Annotated in this window: 19 protein-coding genes; 11 read left to right on the top strand and 8 right to left on the bottom strand. The window is 65.5% G+C overall.

The window, feature by feature from the left end; all coding sequences use genetic code 11:
• Positions 1 to 227 precede the first annotated feature (227 nt).
• Both argF and AB4Y31_RS12720 read left to right on the top strand, forming a co-directional pair.
• A complete protein-coding gene (argF, locus tag AB4Y31_RS12725; RefSeq protein ID WP_368674212.1) occupies positions 228 to 1,157 on the top strand; it encodes an ornithine carbamoyltransferase in 930 nt (309 codons plus the stop codon).
• A 128-nt stretch (positions 1,158 to 1,285) separates the two neighbouring features.
• Positions 1,286 to 2,512, top strand: coding sequence for an argininosuccinate synthase (locus AB4Y31_RS12720; protein ID WP_018440774.1), 1,227 nt, complete (start codon positions 1,286 to 1,288; stop codon positions 2,510 to 2,512).
• A 158-nt stretch (positions 2,513 to 2,670) separates the two neighbouring features.
• Here the strand turns inward: AB4Y31_RS12720 and murB are convergent, their stop codons facing one another.
• The gene (murB, locus tag AB4Y31_RS12715) at positions 2,671 to 3,702 is read right to left on the bottom strand and encodes a UDP-N-acetylmuramate dehydrogenase (protein ID WP_368674211.1); all 1,032 of its coding nucleotides are present in this window, start codon (positions 3,700 to 3,702) and stop codon (positions 2,671 to 2,673) included.
• A gap of 153 nt (positions 3,703 to 3,855) precedes the next feature.
• Here murB and AB4Y31_RS12710 point away from each other — a divergent pair, with 153 nt between their 5' ends.
• A complete protein-coding gene (locus AB4Y31_RS12710; protein WP_368674210.1) occupies positions 3,856 to 4,341 on the top strand; it encodes a YajQ family cyclic di-GMP-binding protein in 486 nt (161 codons plus the stop codon).
• A 68-nt stretch (positions 4,342 to 4,409) separates the two neighbouring features.
• Here the strand turns inward: AB4Y31_RS12710 and plsY are convergent, their stop codons facing one another.
• The 5 genes from plsY to queG form a co-directional block, all read right to left on the bottom strand.
• Positions 4,410 to 5,075, bottom strand: coding sequence for a glycerol-3-phosphate 1-O-acyltransferase PlsY (plsY, locus tag AB4Y31_RS12705; RefSeq protein WP_368674503.1), 666 nt, complete (start codon positions 5,073 to 5,075; stop codon positions 4,410 to 4,412).
• 198 nt (positions 5,076 to 5,273) lie between these two features.
• A complete protein-coding gene (gene ybaK / locus AB4Y31_RS12700) occupies positions 5,274 to 5,765 on the bottom strand; it encodes a Cys-tRNA(Pro) deacylase (RefSeq protein WP_368674209.1) in 492 nt (163 codons plus the stop codon).
• Between the two features lie 76 nt (positions 5,766 to 5,841).
• Positions 5,842 to 6,825: a site-specific tyrosine recombinase XerD gene (gene xerD / locus AB4Y31_RS12695; protein ID WP_368674208.1), complete on the bottom strand. Its 984-nt coding sequence runs from the start codon at positions 6,823 to 6,825 to the stop codon at positions 5,842 to 5,844.
• Positions 6,822 to 7,307 (bottom strand): methylated-DNA--[protein]-cysteine S-methyltransferase, encoded by a 486-nt coding sequence (locus AB4Y31_RS12690; RefSeq protein WP_368674207.1) that lies wholly within the window; start codon positions 7,305 to 7,307, stop codon positions 6,822 to 6,824. Before AB4Y31_RS12690 ends, xerD begins: the two co-directional genes overlap by 4 nt.
• Positions 7,308 to 7,332: 25 nt before the next feature.
• A complete protein-coding gene (queG, locus tag AB4Y31_RS12685) occupies positions 7,333 to 8,667 on the bottom strand; it encodes a tRNA epoxyqueuosine(34) reductase QueG (protein ID WP_368674206.1) in 1,335 nt (444 codons plus the stop codon).
• A 50-nt stretch (positions 8,668 to 8,717) separates the two neighbouring features.
• On the opposite strand from queG, the gene tsaE reads away from it, so the two are divergent.
• The 4 genes from tsaE (at position 8,718) to trxA (ending at position 12,802) form a co-directional block, all read left to right on the top strand.
• Entirely contained in the window at positions 8,718 to 9,278 is a 561-nt protein-coding gene (gene tsaE / locus AB4Y31_RS12680) for a tRNA (adenosine(37)-N6)-threonylcarbamoyltransferase complex ATPase subunit type 1 TsaE (protein WP_368674205.1), read from the top strand.
• A complete protein-coding gene (locus tag AB4Y31_RS12675; protein WP_368674204.1) occupies positions 9,260 to 10,900 on the top strand; it encodes an N-acetylmuramoyl-L-alanine amidase in 1,641 nt (546 codons plus the stop codon). Before tsaE ends, AB4Y31_RS12675 begins: the two co-directional genes overlap by 19 nt.
• 85 nt (positions 10,901 to 10,985) lie before the next feature.
• On the top strand, positions 10,986 to 11,867 hold the full coding sequence (locus AB4Y31_RS12670) for a pirin family protein (protein ID WP_368674203.1): 882 nt from the start codon (positions 10,986 to 10,988) through the stop codon (positions 11,865 to 11,867).
• Positions 11,868 to 11,953: 86 nt separating this feature from the next.
• Complete coding sequence (gene trxA / locus AB4Y31_RS12665; RefSeq protein ID WP_368674202.1) at positions 11,954 to 12,802, top strand: thioredoxin; 849 nt, start codon at positions 11,954 to 11,956, stop codon at positions 12,800 to 12,802.
• Between the two features lie 15 nt (positions 12,803 to 12,817).
• On the opposite strand, the gene tcdA is transcribed toward trxA, so the two are convergent.
• Entirely contained in the window at positions 12,818 to 13,702 is an 885-nt protein-coding gene (gene tcdA / locus AB4Y31_RS12660) for a tRNA cyclic N6-threonylcarbamoyladenosine(37) synthase TcdA (protein ID WP_368674201.1), read from the bottom strand.
• 125 nt (positions 13,703 to 13,827) lie between these two features.
• Here tcdA and pdxH point away from each other — a divergent pair, with 125 nt between their 5' ends.
• The 3 genes from pdxH to AB4Y31_RS12645 all read left to right on the top strand — a co-directional run bounded on the left by pdxH (position 13,828) and on the right by AB4Y31_RS12645 (position 17,009).
• Positions 13,828 to 14,466: a pyridoxamine 5'-phosphate oxidase gene (pdxH, locus tag AB4Y31_RS12655; RefSeq protein ID WP_368674200.1), complete on the top strand. Its 639-nt coding sequence runs from the start codon at positions 13,828 to 13,830 to the stop codon at positions 14,464 to 14,466.
• Positions 14,467 to 14,666: 200 nt separating this feature from the next.
• Positions 14,667 to 15,881: a class I SAM-dependent methyltransferase gene (locus AB4Y31_RS12650; RefSeq protein WP_368674199.1), complete on the top strand. Its 1,215-nt coding sequence runs from the start codon at positions 14,667 to 14,669 to the stop codon at positions 15,879 to 15,881.
• A 33-nt stretch (positions 15,882 to 15,914) separates the two neighbouring features.
• On the top strand, positions 15,915 to 17,009 hold the full coding sequence (locus AB4Y31_RS12645; protein WP_368674198.1) for a DUF72 domain-containing protein: 1,095 nt from the start codon (positions 15,915 to 15,917) through the stop codon (positions 17,007 to 17,009).
• Between the two features lie 3 nt (positions 17,010 to 17,012).
• On the opposite strand, the gene msrA is transcribed toward AB4Y31_RS12645, so the two are convergent.
• Complete coding sequence (gene msrA / locus AB4Y31_RS12640; protein WP_018440790.1) at positions 17,013 to 17,564, bottom strand: peptide-methionine (S)-S-oxide reductase MsrA; 552 nt, start codon at positions 17,562 to 17,564, stop codon at positions 17,013 to 17,015.
• Between the two features lie 346 nt (positions 17,565 to 17,910).
• Here msrA and AB4Y31_RS12635 point away from each other — a divergent pair, with 346 nt between their 5' ends.
• A complete protein-coding gene (locus tag AB4Y31_RS12635; protein ID WP_368674197.1) occupies positions 17,911 to 18,420 on the top strand; it encodes a flavin reductase family protein in 510 nt (169 codons plus the stop codon).
• Positions 18,421 to 18,543 lie beyond the last annotated feature (123 nt).

The raw sequence follows: 18,543 nt of genomic DNA, 5'->3' as shown, positions 1-18,543 counted from the left end.
AACCCAAATGGTGCGCCCGAAGCTTTACCCGCCGGGCTGGAGAAAACTCAGGGATTATACCACCCCCGACTGTCTTTTCCGCACCGCACACAAACGGTGCGCACACGGAGCGAACCTGGGCGCCGGCTCGTCAAACCGGCAAAAATCCTTTATGCTGCGGGGAGTTATCCCATTCGACGGCGGCGCCGTCCGGTCTCACGGCCGGGTCAGTCCGCCGTATTTGTTTCATGTCCGACAAAAAAATCCGCCACTATCTGCAATTCAATGACTTCTCGTTGGAAGACTACGAGTACGTGCTCGAGCGCGCGCGCATTCTGAAGCGCAAGTTCAAGAACTACGAGACTTATCATCCGCTGCACGACCGCACGCTCGCGATGATCTTCGAGAAGCATTCCACGCGCACGCGCCTGTCGTTCGAGGCCGGCATGTTCCAGCTCGGCGGCCACGCCGTCTATCTGAGCACGCGCGATACCCAGCTCGGCCGCGGCGAACCGATCGAGGACGCCGCGCAAGTGATGTCGCGGATGGTCGACATCATCATGATCCGCACGTTCGGGCAGGACATTTTGCGGCGCTTCGCCGAGAACTCGCGCGTGCCGGTCATCAACGGGCTGACGAACGAGTACCACCCGTGCCAGGTATTGGCCGACATCTTCACGTTCTATGAGCACCGCGGTCCGATCGCCGGCAAGACGGTGACGTGGGTGGGCGACGCGAACAACATGCTCTATACATGGATCGAGGCGGCGCAGATTCTGGGCTTCAGGCTGCGGATCTCCACGCCGCCCGGCTACCCGCTCGATGAGGCGCTTGTCGCGCCCGAAAGCGCCGCCGCGTTCGAAGTCTTGGACGACCCGCACGAAGCATGCCGCGGGGCCGATCTGGTGACCACCGATGTCTGGACGAGCATGGGCTTCGAGGCCGAGAACGAGGTCCGCAAGGCCGCTTTCGCCGACTGGTGCATCGATGCGGAGATGATGGGCCGCGCGAATCCCGATGCGCTTTTCATGCACTGCCTGCCCGCGCACCGCGGCGAGGAAGTGACCGCCGACGTCATCGACGGCCCGCAAAGCGTCGTCTGGGATGAGGCCGAAAACCGCCTGCATGTCCAAAAGGCGCTGATGGAGTTTCTGCTGCTCGGCAAGTTGAACCATTGATTCGCCGCGGCGCGGCCACACCCGGCGTGGGGCCGTCGCGCGACGCGTTTTCAGCGTCGGCCGCACGCCGGCGCAACGCTGTTTTTAGTCGTCATCGTCTTCAGTTACGCACCAGCCACGAGTTCACCATGAGCGATATCAAAAAGGTCGTGCTCGCCTATTCGGGCGGCCTCGACACCTCCGTCATCCTGAAATGGTTGCAGGACAACTACTCGGCCGAAGTCGTCACGTTCACGGCCGACATCGGCCAGGGCGAGGAGCTCGAGCCCGCCCGCAAGAAGGCGCTGCAGCTCGGCATCAAGCAGGAAAACATCTTCATCGACGATCTGCGCGAGGAGTTCGTGCGCGACTTCGTCTTCCCGATGTTCCGCGCGAACGCGATCTATGAGGGCGAGTATCTGCTCGGCACCTCGATCGCACGGCCGCTGATCGCGAAACGCCAGATCGAGATTGCCCGCCAGGTGGGCGCCCAAGCCGTCTCGCATGGCGCGACGGGCAAGGGCAACGATCAGGTTCGCTTCGAGCTCGGCTACTACGGGCTCGAGCCCGGCATCAAGGTCATCGCGCCGTGGCGCGAATGGGATCTGCTGTCGCGCGAGAAGCTGCTCGCATACGCGGAGAAGGCCGGCATTCCGATCGATATGAAGCACCGCCAAGGCGGCGCGCCGTACTCAATGGACGCGAACCTGCTGCATATCTCCTATGAGGGCCGCCACCTCGAAGATCCGCGCGCCGAAGCCGAGTCCGACATGTGGCGTTGGACCGTCGCGCCCGAGGACGCGCCCGATTCGCCCGAGTATCTCGATATCGAATACGAGCGCGGCGATCCGGTTGCGATCAACGGAAAGCGGCTATCGCCGGCCGACATGCTGACCGAGCTCAACCGCCTCGGCGGCAAGCACGGCATCGGCCGGCTCGACCTCGTCGAGAACCGCTACGTCGGCATGAAATCGCGCGGCTGCTATGAAACGCCGGGCGGCACCATCATGCTCAAGGCGCATCGCGGCATCGAATCGATCACGCTCGATCGCGAAGTCGCCCACCTGAAGGACGATCTGCTCGCACGCTATGCCTCGCTGATCTACAACGGCTACTGGTGGGCGCCCGAGCGCCGCGCGCTGCAAGTGCTCATCGATCACACGCAGGAAAACGTCAACGGCTGGGTGCGCGTGAAGCTCTACAAGGGCTCCGTGTCGGTCGTCGCGCGCGATTCGAAGAACACGCTGTTCGACAAGACGATCGCCACGTTCGACGATGACGGCGGCGCTTACAACCAGGCCGACGCCGGCGGCTTCATCAAGCTCAACGCGCTGCGCATGCGCATCGCCGAGAATGCTCGCCGGCAACGCGGCTGATCGCTTCGTCCGCGTGCTTGACTTCGACCCTCCGCGCCGGCCGTGCCGCAACACAGCGGCGCGGAGGTCGTTCAACGCACGGTGACGATCCGCGCATGCCGGGCCGACGCCGGCCGTTTTTTTGGCCAGCGCAAGCCGGCAATGAGTGTGAGCAAGCCCTAAACCACTAAAGGCTCCGGTTCCAGCTCGACGCCGAACCGTTCTCTGATGTCGAGCTGGATCGCCCGCGCGAGTGCGAGGACGTCCGCGCCCGTGGCGCCGCCGCGGTTGACGAGTACGAGCGCCTGCCTGTCGTGAACCGCGGCCGCCCCCATCACTCTCCCCTTCCATCCGCACTGATCGATGAGCCAACCGGCCGCGAGCTTGAACCGCCCGTCGGGCTGCGCATAGCCGACGAGCCTCGAATCCTTCGCCAGCAACGCCTCGTACGTCGCCGCATCGACGACAGGGTTCTTGAAGAAGCTTCCCGCATTGCCGAGCGCGAGCGGATCGGGCAGCTTGGCCCGGCGGATGGCGACGACCGCGTCGAAAATCGCCTGCGGCGTCGCCGCGGCGCCGCGCGCGTCGAGTTCGCGTGTCACATCGGCATAGTCAGCGCGGGGCGTCCATGCCTTCGGCAGACGAAACGTCACCGACGTAATCGCGAACCGATCACGCCCCTCGCGCTTGAAAAAGCTGTCGCGATAGCCAAAACGGCAGGCGTCGAAGTCGAAATCGCGCACTTCGCCCGTCGCGAGCTCAACCGCGCGCAGCGACGCGAAGCGCTCGCCCATCTCGAGCCCGTAAGCGCCGATGTTCTGGATCGGCGCGGCCCCGACGGTGCCCGGAATCAGCGCCAGGTTCTCGAGGCCCGGCAAGCCCGTCGCCAACGTCCACGCGACGAATCCGTGCCAATTCTCCCCGGCGGCCGCTTCGACGTACCACGCCTCGTCGTCTTCACGCACGACGCGCTTGCCGGTCAATGCGGCGAGCAGTACCAGGCCATCGAAGTCTTTCGTGAAGACGATATTGCTGCCGCCGCCGAGCACGAGCCTTGGCAGCCCCGCGACACGCGCATCGCGCGCGGCGGCGGCGAACTGCCCGGCCGTTTCGACGCGGCATGCGAGGCGGGCGCGAACATCGAAGCCGAACGTGTTGTGCGCGCGCAGCGGAAAATCGGAAATCAAGGCGATCGGATCGGGCGAAGACATCGGCAAAGCGCTTCTCTGCGGCGCCGCGGCCGACGGCGCGGCTTGGGCATTGAGGACGGGATCGGTAGAATGACGTTCGGTCCGTGATTATAGCGAGTGCCGCCTGCGCTGCCGCGCGGGCGCCGCCGCAGCCTCAAACCTGGGAGAGATAGCATGCCGTCGTTCGATGTCGTTTGCGAAGCCAATATGGTCGAAGTGAAAAACGCGATCGAACAATCCAACAAGGAAATCTCGACGCGCTTCGACTTCAAAGGGTCCGACGCGCGCGTCGAGCAAAAGGAGCGCGAGCTGACGATGTTCGCCGACGACGATTTCAAGCTCGGCCAGGTGAAGGATGTGCTCGTCGGCAAAATGGCGAAGCGCGGCGTCGACGTGCGCTTCCTCGATTACGGCAAGGTCGAGAAGATCGGCGGCGACAAGGTGAAGCAAGTCGTCACAATCAAGAAAGGCGTGTCCGGCGACCTCGCCAAGAAGATCGTCAAACTAGTGAAGGACAGCAAGCTGAAGGTTCAGGCGAGCATCCAGGGCGATGCCGTGCGCGTCACGGGCGCGAAGCGCGACGACTTGCAAAGCGTGATCGCGATGCTGCGCAAGGATGTCACCGATACGCCGCTCGATTTCAACAACTTCCGCGACTGAAGCACGCCGCCGAGTCGCGCGACTTCCACCGCTGACCGGCGAGGCGCCGGCGAGCGGGGCAGATCAGATCAATGCTTGCGCGCGTGATGGTGATGGGCGCCCGCTTCGTGCTTCGCGTGTGCCGCCGCGTCCGTCTTTTTCTCGCCGATCCGGCCTTCCTTGCCCGCGATCAGCTTCGAGATGTTTCCCCGGTGGCGCCAGACGAGCAGCGCGCTCATCGCGAAGATGGCCCAGGCGACCGTGTTCGGGCCGAACATGAAGATATCGAAGAGCGGCGCGAAGACGGCCGACACGAGCGCCGCGAGCGACGAATAGCGGAAGAAGAACGCGATGATGAGCCAGGTCGCGACGGTCGCGAGGCCGAGCGCCGGGTTGATCGCGAGCAGCACGCCGGCAGCCGTCGCGACGCCCTTGCCTCCCTTGAACTTGAAGAAGACGGGGTAAAGGTGGCCGAGGAAGACGGCCAGCGCGGCAACCGCCACTGCGCTGTCGTCGAGCCCATAGCGCGGGCCGAGATGCGCGGCGAGCCAGACCGCAAGCCAGCCTTTGAAGGCGTCGCCGATCAAGGTCAGGACGGCTGCCTTCTTGTTGCCGGTTCGCAGCACATTGGTCGCGCCGGGATTGCCCGAGCCGTACGAGCGCGGATCGGCCAGCCCCATCACCGCGCTCACTATCACGGCGAACGAGACCGATCCGATCAGATAGGCTGCGACAGCAACGATTACGAGTTCCATAAGCGGTTGTTTTGGCGTGTAGTAGGGCGAGCGGTCGATTCGATCCACGCGCGTCCGCCCGCATGAGACGGAACGCGGCACCCGGGCGCGGCGCTCATTCTACCGAAGGCCGGTGCGGGACAGTCTATTGGTGGATCGACTGAGGCGCTCCGGCGTCAACGTTGCAATGGCGTCTGCTGCCGCGCCGACCTGTTGCGCTCAATCGACGCTCGCGCAGTTGACGGGCCGCGCGTGCACGAGCGTCGTCAGCACCGAAGGGGCGATGCTGATCAAATAACCACGGCGCCCGCCGTTCAGATAGATCGAATCGAGCTCGAGGATGCTTTGCTCGACATAGACGGGCATCGGCTTCTTCGTGCCGAAAGGCGACGTGCCGCCGATCAAGTATCCGGAATGCCGGTTGGCGACTTCGGGCTTGCAGGGCTCGACACGCTTCGCCCCGATCTGCCGCGCGAGATTCTTCGTTGAGACGGTGCGATCGCCGTGCATGAGAACGACGAGCGGCTTCGCGTGCTCGTCCTCCATGACGAGCGTCTTGACGACGTGATGCTCGTCGACACCGAGCTGCCGAGCCGATTCGGCGGTGCCGCCGTGTTCAACGTAATCGTACGGATGCTCGCCGAAGCTCACTCCGTGGCGGCGCAAGAACTGCGTGGCAGGCGTCTCCGAAATGTGTTTGGCTTTGCTCATCGCCGCATTTTAAGGGCGGCGGCCGGTCCACCGCTACTCACGCGCTCGATTCGGCGTCGGTCGCGCCGCGGCGAACTCACCCGCGCGGATGATGCTGCGCATGCAGCGTCTTGAGCCTTTCGCGCGCGACGTGCGTGTAGATCTGTGTCGTGGAAATGTCGGCGTGACCGAGCAGCAGTTGCACGACGCGCAAGTCGGCCCCGTGGTTCAAGAGATGCGTCGCGAACGCGTGGCGCAGCGTGTGCGGCGAAAGGGGCGCGTGAATCTCGGCCGCACGGGCGTGGCGCTTGATGATGTTCCAGAATTGCTGCCGCGTCATGCCTTCGCCGCGCCCCGTGACGAACAGCGCGTCGGCGGCGCGCGCGCCGAGCAGCGCGGGACGCGCCTCGCGCAAGTAGCGCGCGAGCCAGCCGTGCGCTTCTTCGCCGAACGGCACGAGCCGCTCCTTTGAGCCCTTGCCCATCACACGCACGACACCCTCGTTGAGCCCGACTTCTACTGTTTTGAGGCCGACGAGCTCGGAAACGCGCAACCCGCTCGCGTACATGAGCTCGAGCATCGTCCGGTCGCGCAGGCCGAGCGCGGTGTCGACGTCGGGCGCGGCGAGCAGCGCCTCGACTTGCTGTTCCGACAATGTCGACGGGAAGCGCAGCGGCTGCTTGGCGGAGCGGATCTTGAGCGTCGGATCGGCCGCCGTGCGGTGCTCGCGGATGGCCCATGCGAAGTAGCGGCGAAAGACCGAGAGACGCCGGTTCGCCGAGGTCGCCTTGCCGTCGCTGCGGGCCGCCAGGTAGCCGTTCACATGCAACTCGCCCGCGGCATCCAGCGGCACACTGTGCTCGCGCGCGAGCCAAACGGCGAAGAGCCGCAAGTCGCGCCGGTAGGCGTCGAGCGAATTGCGCGCAAGGCCATGCTCGAGCCAGAGGGCGTCGCAAAATGCATCGATGGACTGAGTGTTCGCGGCGTCATGCGCCGTCGCGACTGTTTTGGTCGAAGCCGCGTCGCCTTCGCGCCCTTCGGGCCGTGTGGGCAACTCGTCGACTTTCAGCGTATCGCTCATAGCGGAAGGGCCTGTTGCGCGCTCTCATGATCGAGCAGCCAGCGCTTCACGCGTGGATAGAAGCCGTCGCCGGCGTGGTGGGCAAAGCCACCGAGCCCGTTGGCGGCGACGACTCTGTGACAAGGAATGACGATCGGAAACGGGTTGTCGCCGCACGCCTGACCCACCGCGCGCGGCGTTCCGCCGACTTGCCGCGCCAACTCGCCATAGGTGCGCGTCTCCCCAGGCGGGATTGCGCACATCGCTTCCCACACGCGCCGCTGAAACGGCGTGCCGACAGCCGCGAGCGGCAGGTCGAACGTCGCGCGCGGCGACGTGAAGTAATGCGCGATCTGCCGCGCGGCTTCGTCGGCCAACGGGCAATTGGGCGCAACCGACGCAATCTCTCCCGGCAGATATTCGATGAGGCTCAGCACGCCGGCCGCCTCGTCGACACGAATGCCGACTTTGCCGAACGGTGCGTCGATCACGGCGTCATGCATGGCTCGCTCCCTCATCACTGTGTCTCTATGCGGCTTCGAGCGCCCACTCCACGTGCTCGCGCACGAGGGGCGATGCGTCGTCGGCCCGCCTTCGCAGCGCATCGACGATCCGGCTCCTGTCCGCCTGCCCGAGCGCCGTCCCGCCTCCCGCGCGCAACGCGTTGCCGAGGCCGACGGCCAGGTTGCGCAGCCAGCATTCATAGCCGATGCGGCGAATCGCGCTGCCTTGCATTCGTGTATCGAACTCTTCGGCGCTCCACGAGAAAAGATCGACGAGCGACGCGCGATCGAGGCCGTGCCGGGTATCGAAATCGTCGACAGGCGCCGCTTGCGCGAACTTGTTCCACGGGCAGACGAGCTGACAGTCGTCGCATCCGTACACACGATTGCCGATGAGCGGACGCAGCGCCTCCGGAATGCTGCCCTTCAATTCGATCGTCAGATAGGAAATGCAGCGGCGCGCGTCGACGCGATAAGGTCCGACGATCGCACCGGTCGGGCACACGTCGATACAGCGCGTGCAGCGCCCGCAAGACTCGCCTGCCGTGCGCGGCGCTTTCTTGACGGCCGGTTTTTCGGCCCTCGCCTCGGCCTCGACATCGGCATCGGCATCGACCGGCAACGGGATATCGACATAGATTTCGCCGAGAAAAAACAGCGATCCCGCATCGCGCTCGATGAGCAACGTATGCTTACCGCGCCAGCCGATGCTTGCCTTTTGCGCGAGCTCGACCTCGAGCACCGGCGCCGAATCGGTAAAGACGCGATGACCGTACGGGCCGATTTCGCGCTCGATTCGCTCGGCGAGCTGCTGCAGCCGCTGACGCATCACCTTGTGATAGTCGCGCCCGCGCGCATAGAGCGAAACGACGGCCGCGGTGGGATCGTCGAGGCGCGCCCGCTCGCGCGCGCGCCAATCGAGGGCACGCGCGCGCTCATCGCGCCCATCGGGTTCATCGCTTTCGTTTCGCTCACGCTCCGCCGATGCCGGTGCGTCCTCTGCCGCGCCGGCAGCCTTCGAGTCTGACGATGCGCTTTCATCGCCGGCGGCGGCAAGCGTGGCCGCCGGCAAATAGGCCATGCGCGCGGTGATGATGCGTAGCGTGCCGGCCACAAGCTCGGCCGGACGCGCGCGTTTCATCCCATGTTTGGCCATATAATCCATCTCGCCGTGGCAGCCCGCCGCGAGCCAGGCGCTAAGCGCCGCTTCGGCCTGGGACAGATCCGTGTCGCTGACACCGATCGCACCGAAGCCGAGCTCACGGCCCCATGCCTTGATCCGCCGCGCAAGTGCCGCCAGCGCCGCGTCGTCGAAGCGAGAAGTTTCGGCTGAGGAGGCAGCCGCATGGAGCGCTGTCATACGAGGAGCGGCCTTTCCGGACATCGTTTCATCCAAGCTATTTTACGAGATTGCCCGTGGCGCCCGATTCTCCGTTTGCTCCGTCCGCGAGCGTGCTACTCGAACGCCGCTTCGTGCTCGAGGACCTGGCCGCGACAGAGGCGTTCGGCGCCCGTTTCGCGCAAGCACTCGAGCACGTGCGCACGCTGCCGGCATTCAATGGGCTGCATGCGCAGCTCCGCGGCGATCTCGGCGCAGGCAAGACCACCCTCGTGCGCGCGACGCTTGCTGGCCTGGGCCACAAAGGGCGCGTGCGCAGCCCCACCTATACGCTCGTCGAGCCTTACGCGCTCGGCCGGGCCGGCGGCGAGCTCGAGGTCTATCACTTCGATCTCTATCGTTTCGCCGATCCGGCCGAATGGGCCGACGCCGGCTTTCGCGAGTATTTCGACTCGGGCGCGATCTGTCTCGTCGAATGGCCCGAAAAGGCCGGCGACCTGCTCGGCACGCCCGATCTAGTCTTGGCGCTCAGCGTCGACGCGCGAGGGGGCGCTCCCGGTAGTGACGAGCACCGTTTGCTCGATGTGCGCGCATACAGCGAATCAGGAAAAGCATGCCTCGAAAGATGTTGATCAAACCGTTCCACTCGATCGAATCGGCTGCCACCGCGACCCATAGCTGGCGCCGCCGTCAGGTGCTGCGCGCCGGGGCCTCGACGCTCATCGTCGGCCTCGCCGCGCCGTTCCTCGCTCGCTCGGCCTTCGCGAGCTCGGTGCTCGGCGTGCGCGTCTGGCCCGCGCGCGACTACACGCGTGTCACGATCGAATCGGATCAGCCGCTGCAAACGACGCAGCAACTGCTGCAAGGGCCCGATCGGCTCGTGGTCGACTTGAACGGCCTCGACCTCGATCAGGCGCTGCGCGACCTCGTCTCGAAGATCGCGCCGAACGATCCGCAGATCCGCTCCGTGCGCGTCGGACAATTTCAGCCGCACGTGGTGCGGCTCGTCTTCGACCTGAAGGGCTCGGTGAAGCCACAGGTCTTCTCGCTCGAGCCGATCGGCAGCTATCGCTACCGGCTCGTGCTCGATCTTTATCCGACCGTCGCGCCCGATCCGCTCATGGATCTGCTCGCGCAAACGGAGCGCAAGGAAAAAGAGTTTAGCGAAAGCCGGCCCGACGCCGAGGCGCTCGCACCGGCGCCGCTCGCCGGGCCGGCAACGCCGCCTCCGGGGCCGACGCCACCGCTCGCCGGGCCCGCCACGCCGCCCGGCGCGCCCGCCGACAACAGCGACGCATTCTTCCAGCGTTACGCGCAAAATTCCGCGCCCGAAGGAGCCCCGGCACCGGGCGGCGCGGGCGCGGGCGAAGGCGCGGCGGGGCGAGCGCGGCGCAAGTCGGACCTCGCTCGTGACAAATCCGTGCCGCCCAGCGGCGGTAACGACGGCACGGGCAGCGCCCTCGCGCAAAACGGTCTCGGCAACGGCGAGGACGGTCTCGGCGGCGAGACCTACCCGTTCGCGACGCCGAAAACGGGCCGCACCGTACGCCTGCTGACGGTGGCGATCGACCCGGGCCACGGCGGCGAGGATCCGGGCGCGATCGGCAGCGCCGGGACCTACGAGAAGCACGTCGCGCTCGACATCGCCAAGAAGCTGCGCGCGATGATCGATGCGCAGCCGAACATGCGCGCGATGATGACGCGCGACGCGGACTTCTTCGTTCCGCTCAACGTGCGCGTGCAAAAGGCGCGGCGCGTCAATGCCGACCTCTTCGTGTCGATTCACGCCGACGCGTTCACGACGCCGACGGCGCGGGGCTCGTCGGTGTTCGCACTGTCCGAGCATGGCGCGTCGAGCGCCGCCGCACGCTGGATGGCGAACAAGGAGAACGCGTCTGATCTCATCGGCGGAATCAACGTCAAGACGCAGGACGATACCGTCAACCGCGCGCTCTTCGACATGTCGACGACGGCACAGATCCGGGATTCGCTGCGCTACGGCGGTTATGTGCTGCGCGAGATCGGCGACATCAACAAGTTGCACAAGGGATCGGTCGAGCAGGCCGGTTTCGCCGTGTTGAAGGCGCCCGATATTCCGTCCATCCTCGTCGAGACGGCTTTCATCAGCAATCCCGAGGAAGAGACGCGTCTGAACGACGACGGCTACCGCAGCCAGATGGCGAACGCCATCATGAAAGGCATCAAGCGCTACTTCGCCGCGAATCCGCCGCTCGCAAAGAATCGTATGACGTAACGGGCACGCTTATCGCCGACGGGTGAGCCGCGAGCCTCGGGAGACTGGGCGGTAGAATGACGCGGTCACCCAAACGGAGCGGCTCATGTCGTCGTCGATCAGGACCATTCTCAAGCCCTCGGAGCGCGACGTGGGCGGCGTCACCGTTCGCCGCGTGCTGCCGGCAATGGCCGCGCGTCTCGTCGGCCCGTTCATCTTTTTCGATCATATGGGGCCCGCCTCGTTCACGCCCGGTGCGAGCCTCGACGTGCGGCCGCACCCGCATATCGGACTCGCGACGGTCACGTACCTCTTCGAGGGAGCGATGATGCATCGCGACAGCATCGGCTCCGTCCAGAAAATCGTGCCGGGCGACGTCAACTGGATGACGGCCGGCCGCGGCATCGTCCATTCGGAGCGCACGCCCGAGGACGAACGCAGCCACAATCACGTCCTGCACGGCATTCAGACCTGGGTCGCCCTGCCGCTCGAGCACGAAGAAGCCGAGCCGTCGTTCGAGCACCACGCCGCCGCAACGCTGCCGCACCTCGAGCGCAACGGCGTGCGGCTCGACGTCATCGCGGGGACGGCCTTCGGGGCGCGCTCCCCCGTGACGACGTTCTCCCCGACGCTTTACGTCGCGGCGCGTTTCTCCGCCGGCAGCGCATTGGCGCTCGAACCCGAGCACGAGGAACGCGGTGTCTATCTCGTCGACGGCGACCTCTCGCTCGACGGCGAGCCGCTTCCGGCAGGCCGGATGGCGGTGCTGGTCGAGGGCGAGACGCCGACGCTCGCGAGCGCGACGGGCGCGACCGTCATGGTGCTGGGCGGCGCGAAGCTCGAGGGCGAGCGCTTCATCGAATGGAATTTCGTGGCCAGCACGCGCGAGCGGATCGAGCGCGCCAAGGCGGCGTGGACCGAGCAGGCAATGGGCAAGATTCCGGGCGAGACCGAGTGGATTCCGCTGCCGGAGCGGCATCCGCGGTAGTGCGCTGTCCCCCGCGCGGTTGAAATTCCGCTCGCCGCCCCCACTCTCGGAGCGGTCCAGTGTTGAAGAAGTTCAATGAGGTCCCGATGAACACTACTCTCGCCACTTTCGAAACGGACGTGCTCGAGGCGTCGAAGCTCGTCCCGGTGCTCGTCGATTTCTGGGCGCCCTGGTGCGGGCCCTGCAAGGCGCTAGGCCCCCTGCTCGAAAAGCTCGAGCACGAGTCCGCCGGCAAATGGCGGCTCGTGAAGGTCAATGTCGACGAAAATCCGCAACTCGCAGCCCATTTCCAGGTGCGCAGCATCCCGCACGTCGTCGCATTCGCCGACGGACAGCCAATCGATCAATTCATCGGCGTATTGCCGGAAGGGCAACTGCGCGCGTTCATCGACGGGCTCGTCCCGAACGCCGCGGAGGCGGAGCGCCGTGCGGCGCTTGCCGCGCTCGAAGAGGGGCGGCGCGGCGTTGCGCTCGATCACCTGAAGGCGGCGCTCGCGCTCGACCCGGGTTTCGACGAAGCGCGGCTCGATCTGGTCGAGCTGTTGATCGACGAGGAGCGGGTCGACGAGGCGCGCAACGAGGCCGAGCGACTTTCGCCGAAAGTGACGCAGGGCATCGACGTGCGCTACAACTCGCTCAAGACGCGGCTCGACGCGCTCGATGCCGCGACCGAGCTCCCGCCGACGGACGCGCTCGAAGCGCGCATCGCCGCGAATCCCGGCGATCTCGATGCGCGCTTCGATCTGGCGAACCTGCTGATCGCGCGGCGGGCCTACGAAGGGGCGCTCGAGCATCTGCTCGAAATCGTGAAACGCGATCGGACGTTCCGCGACGATGTCGGCCGCAAGACGATGCTGTCGGTCTTCGATCTGGCTGCGCACCGGCCCGAGCTCGTTTCCGAGTGGCGCCGCAAGCTCAGCGCCACGCTGCACTGAGCGGGCGCCTCCCGGTCAACGGACCGGCGTGCTCGCGGCCGCCTTCTTGGCCAGCGTCGACAGGACGTGGGCCGCGGCCGCGAAGCCGAAGCTCGCCGTCACGCAGACGCTCGAGCCGAATCCCGCGCAATTGAGGCCGACCGGGCCCTGGTGGCCCGGCGATGTGGGGACGTGCTCGGCGGCCTCGTCGATGTCGCAGACCGCCGCCTCCGGGTAGATCAGCGGCTCGTCCGAAAAAACGGCGCTCACCTTGAACTTCGACTTCGGCCCGCGCGGGAAGCCATGGTGCTTGCGCAATTGCGCGCGCACCTTCGAGAGCAAAGGGTCCTGGATCGTCAGTGCCAGATCGTCGATGCGGATGCGCGTCGGGTCGAGCTGGCCGCCGGCACCGCCGACGGTGACGAGCGGCTGGCCGCGCGCCGCGCACCAGGCGATCAAGGCCGTCTTCGTCCGGACACTGTCGATCGCGTCGATCACGTAGTCGAAGCCCGCGCCGAGCAGCGCCTCGAAGTTGTCCGGTTCCGCGAAATCCTCGACGAGGCGGACCTCGCAGGCGCGGTCGATCAGCGCGATGCGCTCCGCCATCGCCTCCACTTTCGGTTTCCCGTAGTTGCCGTCGAGCGCGTGGATCTGCCGATTCGTATTGCTGATGGCGACGTTGTCGAGATCGACGAGCGTGAGCTGGCCGATCGCGCTGCGGGCGAGCGCCTCGGCCGCCCACGAGCCGACGCCCCCGATCCCGATCACGGCCACGTGCGCGCGCTCGAACGCGGCGAGCGCCGGTGCGCCGTAAAGCCGCGCGACACCGCCGAAGCGGCGCGCGCGCTCGGCCTCGTCGGTATGCTGATCGAGCGCGGGCGCGGGAGTAAGATCGGTGGTCGTGACCAAGGTCCTTGACATGATGCGTCGGGCGTTGACTGCAGTCGAAACGCGTATTTTTGCACGCCTCGGCGCGGATCGCGTCCCGGCAAGATTTTCCGGCCTTGGCTATACTGTGCCCGACTGAAGCGGTCGCATAAAAGAAAATGCTCACCCTTGCCGAACTTCGCAAAGACTACGCGCGCGGCTCGCTCGACGAAAGCAGTGTCGAGCGCGACCCGATCCGGCAATTTCAGCTCTGGTTCCAGCAGGCGCTCGATGCTGAATTGCCCGAACCCAACGCCATGACGGTCGCCACCGTCGATGCCGATGGCCGCCCGTCGGCGCGCATTTTGCTGATCAAGGGCGTCGACGATCGTGGCTTCGTCTTTTTCACGAACTACGAAAGCCGCAAGGGCCGCGAGCTTGCCGCGAACCCGCATGCGAGCCTCCTCTTTTTCTGGACCGAGCTCGAACGCCAGGTTCGAATCGAAGGCGCCGTCGAGAAAACGAGCGCGCAGGAGAGCGACGCCTACTTCGCGTCGCGCCCGCTCGGCTCGCGCATCGGCGCATGGGCCTCTGAGCAAAGCCGCGAAATCGCGAGCCGCGCGGAGCTCGAAGCACGCGAGAAAGCGTACGCCGATCGGTTCGGCGAAGGCCCGCCGCGTCCGCCTCACTGGGGCGGCTACCGGCTCGTGCCCGAGCGCATCGAATTCTGGCAGGGCCGCCCGTCGCGGCTGCACGATCGCATTCTTTACACTCGCGAAGCCGACGGCCACTGGCGCATCGCCCGACTTTCGCCTTGAAGGGAGCCCCCGAAGCGCCCTGACCGGATGTCGATGGCGGCACGACGATGTTGCCCGCTCGACGCGTCGTCCGCCACGTCCGACCGCTTTCGCAGGTCGCGCCGCGCCGCCCGCTCGCCGGGCCCGCCCGCGCATTTGCTGTGCTTTTTTAGGCTGTGCTTTTGATGTTGAGGTCAACGGATAAGACACGGAGAACAAGCATGTTCTGGGAAAAGAAGCTCGCGCAGTGGGTGGACGACGTGAAGATGAAGACGAACCTGCCGGCGCGTCTCGTCTTATGGAACGGTCAGCAACTCGATTTCGGCAGCTTCGCGGCGCCGCAGGTCACGCTGAAGGTAAATAGCGCTTCGGCGTTGCCGCTCTTGCTGGAGCCGAGTCTCGACAACCTCGGCGAAGCCTACGTCAAGGGCAAGATCGATATCGAAGGCAAGCTTTCCGACATCATCAATATCGGCTACTCGCTCGCCCGCAGCACGGTGACGAGCGCAAGCAAGCTCGCCCGGGTGCGCCGCTACTTCAATCACACGAAATCGTCGGACAAGAAGGCGATCCAATATCACTACGACGTCTCGAACGAGTTTTACAAGCTCTGGCTCGACGAGAACATGGTCTACTCGTGCGCCTACTTCGAAAACGGCAACGAAGACTTAGGCACGGCGCAACTCAAGAAGATCGACCACATCCTGCGCAAAATCCAGGTGCAGCCGGGCCAGCGCCTGCTCGACATCGGCTGCGGCTGGGGCGCCCTCGTCTTGCGCGCGGCGAGCAAGTTCGGCGCGCACTGCGTCGGCGTGACGCTGTCGCAGAACCAGTTCGATCTCGCGACCGAGCGCGTCAAGGCCGCCGGCCTTGCCGATCGGATCCAGATTCGCCTGCAGGACTACCGTGACGTCGATGGACAGTTCGACCGCATCACGAGCGTCGGCATGTTCGAGCACGTCGGCCGCAAGAATCTGCCGACTTATTTCGGCAAGATCCGCGATCTGCTGGTCGACGACGGGATCGCGATGAATCACGGCATCACGTCGACCGATTATGAAAGCGGCGAGACGGCGTTGGGCGGCGGCGAGTTCATCGACCGCTACGTGTTCCCGGACGGCGAGCTGCCGCACATCAGCCTTGCGCTCGAGTCGATGCAGCGCGGCGGGCTCGAGGCTGTCGATGTGGAAAGCCTGCGTCGTCATTACAAGCACACGCTCGACCTCTGGTCCGAGAACTTCGAGGCACGTGCCCAAGAGGCGAAAAAGCTCGTCGACGACGAAAAATTCCGCATCTGGCGGGTCTATCTCGCCGGCTGCGCCTACGCGTTCGAGCACGACGACGTGTCGCTCTATCAAGTGGTCTGCCGCAAGGCCGGCCGCAGTGCGCAGACGTTGCCTTGGTCGCGCCGCTACATGTACGATCAGCCGCTTTGAGCGTTCGACCGCGTCGCGCGGCCAAGTGTCTTGATGGACGAAAGAGAAGACGATCCGCCACTGAAGCCGCAACTGGACCTGTTCGGGGCGCCGCCGACGCTGGCAACGGCGGCGCCGCGCACGGAGCCCGCCAAGCCGAAGCGCCGCGCACGTGAGATTTTGCCCGCGCCCGCCTCGGCCGATGCACTCGCTGCAGCTGCCGGATTGCCGCCGCAAGTGCACCTCGGCACCTCGTCATGGTCCTTTCCGGGCTGGGAGGGCATCGTCTACGGCGATGCCTACAGCGATTCGAAGCTCGCGCGCGATGGGCTTACCGCCTACGGCGCGCATCCGCTGCTACGCACGGTCAGCATCGACCGCTCGTTCTACGCGCCGCTTAGCATCGCCGACTATCTTCGCTATGCCCAACAGGTGCCCGACGACTTTCGCTTCATCGTCAAAGCGCCTGCTTCCGTCACCGACGCGACGCTGCGCGCCGAGCGCGGCGAGCCTGTCGCCGACAATCCTTGCTTTCTCGATGCGCGGCTCGCGGCAAGCGAATTCGTCGAGCCGTGCCTCGGCGGCCTCGGCGCAAAAGCCGGCGCCCTCGTATTCCAGTTTTCGCCGCTGCCCGAGCGCGTGCTGGCCGATCCCGCCGCGTTCGTCGCCCGCCTAGCGGACTTTATCGCCGCCCTGCCTGCGCTGCCCCAAGCCGCCGGCGGCGTGCCGGCCCCTTGCTATGCGATCGAAATTCGCGATGCGTGCCTTCTCACGCCGCGGTTCGTCCGGATGCTGCGCGAGCGCGGTGTGCGCTACTGCGTCGGATTGCATGCGCGCATGCCCGATCCGCTGCGTCAGGCGGCCGCCCTCGCGCTGCTCGACGGAGACGAGCCGGCCGGGCCGCTCATCGTACGCTGGAGCCTTCACGGCGGGTTCAAGTACGAGCAGGCGAAAGCGAAATACGAGCCGTTCAACCGGCTCGTCGACGAGGATCCGGGCACGCGATCGGCGCTGGCCGAGTTGGCCGCCCGTTACGCGCTCGCGGGGCAACCCGTCCTCATCGTCGCGAACAACAAGGCCGAAGGCTCGGCACCGCTCACTTGCTTGGCGCTTGCGCGCGAAATCGCGGCGACGTGCGCGCGTAACTAGTCGCTAAGCGCCGGGGCGCATCCAGGCGGCGAATTTGGCGCGGAACTTTGCGACCTTGGGCGCAACGACGAACGTGCAATATCCCTGGTCCGGATGCTGAGCAAAATAATTCTGATGATAGGCTTCGGCCGGCCAGTAATTGCCGTCGAGCGGCTCGATTTGCGTGACGATGGGCCGATCGAAGAGGGCTTCACGCGTGAGCTCGCGAATCAATTCCGCGGCGGTTTCGCGCTGCGCGTCCGAGTGAGTGAAGATGACCGAGCGATACTGCGTGCCGACATCGTTGCCCTGCCGGTTGAGCTGGGTCGGATCATGAATGGAGAAAAAGATCTGCAGAATTTCGCGATAGCTGATTTTGACCGGATCGAACTCGACTTTGACGACTTCGGCATGGCCCGTATCGCCATCGCAAACCTGCTCGTAAGTGGGCCGCTCGACAGTGCCGCCCGCATAGCCCGACTCGACGGACTTCACGCCGTCGACATCGAGATAGACCGCCTCGAGACACCAGAAACATCCGCCGCCCAGCGTGGCGGTTTCGCTTGCCTCAGACATGGCTGCTGCTCCTTCGATTTTCAGGGAACGGTCGATGCGGCGGCGAATCTCGCCGCCCACACAGCTTAGTGCGTTTTTCGTGCCCGCGACCGCAACCGTGCAGTTCGAGGACGCCACGGGGCCTTTCCCTCGCTTGATTGCGGACGGCCGCTGGAGCCGGCGCCGCCGCCGGCGCAACCGCTCGTGATGCCCTCTCGCCCACGCGGGTCGCGGGCGGAACGTCCGGATTCCATTAAAATCTCGGTTATCTGTCCATTCATGCCATGGTTTCTCATTTGCTGCCGCCCAAGACGCCGCGACCGCCGACCCTCCCCAGCCGGCAAAGAAAACACGGAGCGTGCGCCTGATGAAACGCGCCAGCCCCCCGAACTTCGATTCGACTTCGTTCCGTCGTGCACTCGCTCAATTCGCGACCGGCGTGACCGTCATCACGACGCGCTCATCGTCCGGACAACTGATCGGCATTACCGCGAGCTCGTTCAACTCGGTCTCGCTCGATCCGCCGCTCGTGCTCTGGAGCCTCGCGACGAAATCGGCTTCGATGCCGGTCTTCCGGACCAATAGTCATTACGTCGTCAATGTGCTGTCGGATTCGCAATTCGAACTCTGCCAACGCTTCGCAACCGTCAAGGGCGATCGTTTCGCGGGCGTCTCGCACGCGGCCGGCGATAGCGGCATGCCCGTTCTCGACGGCGCGCTCGCCTGGTTCGAATGCCACAACCGCAGCCGCTACGAAGAAGGCGACCACGTCATCTTCGTGGGAGAAGTCGAGCGTTGCGGCTTGCACCCCGACGCCGCCGAGATGGCGCCGCTCGTTTTTCACGGCGGCGGCTTTCACGGTTTGAAGCCGCTGTGAGGGGCTGGGCGCCGCCAAGAAGAGACCAGACAAGACGAGATGCAACGGCCCGACCCTCGTCTCGCGCGCTGTTGTGGACGCATTGGCGCGGATGCGGCCGAGCGCGCCGCCCCGCGTTAGCGT

Origin of the sequence: Trinickia sp. EG282A (assembly GCF_040965455.1) — a bacterium.
Classification (GTDB): Bacteria; Pseudomonadota; Gammaproteobacteria; order Burkholderiales; family Burkholderiaceae; genus Trinickia; species Trinickia symbiotica.
The sequence above is the reverse complement of the archived record's forward strand: the minus strand, read 5'-3'. Positions and strand labels throughout refer to the sequence as shown.

Coding starts and splice junctions, on each gene's coding strand:
- argF (WP_368674212.1), top strand. CDS start 228: ATGTCCGACAAAAAAATCCGCCACTATCTGCAATTCAATGACTTCTCG.
- AB4Y31_RS12720 (WP_018440774.1), top strand. CDS start 1,286: ATGAGCGATATCAAAAAGGTCGTGCTCGCCTATTCGGGCGGCCTCGAC.
- murB (WP_368674211.1), bottom strand. CDS start 3,702: ATGTCTTCGCCCGATCCGATCGCCTTGATTTCCGATTTTCCGCTGCGC.
- AB4Y31_RS12710 (WP_368674210.1), top strand. CDS start 3,856: ATGCCGTCGTTCGATGTCGTTTGCGAAGCCAATATGGTCGAAGTGAAA.
- plsY (WP_368674503.1), bottom strand. CDS start 5,075: ATGGAACTCGTAATCGTTGCTGTCGCAGCCTATCTGATCGGATCGGTC.
- ybaK (WP_368674209.1), bottom strand. CDS start 5,765: ATGAGCAAAGCCAAACACATTTCGGAGACGCCTGCCACGCAGTTCTTG.
- xerD (WP_368674208.1), bottom strand. CDS start 6,825: ATGAGCGATACGCTGAAAGTCGACGAGTTGCCCACACGGCCCGAAGGG.
- AB4Y31_RS12690 (WP_368674207.1), bottom strand. CDS start 7,307: ATGCATGACGCCGTGATCGACGCACCGTTCGGCAAAGTCGGCATTCGT.
- queG (WP_368674206.1), bottom strand. CDS start 8,667: ATGACAGCGCTCCATGCGGCTGCCTCCTCAGCCGAAACTTCTCGCTTC.
- AB4Y31_RS12675 (WP_368674204.1), top strand. CDS start 9,260: ATGCCTCGAAAGATGTTGATCAAACCGTTCCACTCGATCGAATCGGCT.
- AB4Y31_RS12670 (WP_368674203.1), top strand. CDS start 10,986: ATGTCGTCGTCGATCAGGACCATTCTCAAGCCCTCGGAGCGCGACGTG.
- trxA (WP_368674202.1), top strand. CDS start 11,954: ATGAACACTACTCTCGCCACTTTCGAAACGGACGTGCTCGAGGCGTCG.
- tcdA (WP_368674201.1), bottom strand. CDS start 13,702: ATGTCAAGGACCTTGGTCACGACCACCGATCTTACTCCCGCGCCCGCG.
- pdxH (WP_368674200.1), top strand. CDS start 13,828: ATGCTCACCCTTGCCGAACTTCGCAAAGACTACGCGCGCGGCTCGCTC.
- AB4Y31_RS12650 (WP_368674199.1), top strand. CDS start 14,667: ATGTTCTGGGAAAAGAAGCTCGCGCAGTGGGTGGACGACGTGAAGATG.
- AB4Y31_RS12645 (WP_368674198.1), top strand. CDS start 15,915: ATGGACGAAAGAGAAGACGATCCGCCACTGAAGCCGCAACTGGACCTG.
- msrA (WP_018440790.1), bottom strand. CDS start 17,564: ATGTCTGAGGCAAGCGAAACCGCCACGCTGGGCGGCGGATGTTTCTGG.
- AB4Y31_RS12635 (WP_368674197.1), top strand. CDS start 17,911: ATGAAACGCGCCAGCCCCCCGAACTTCGATTCGACTTCGTTCCGTCGT.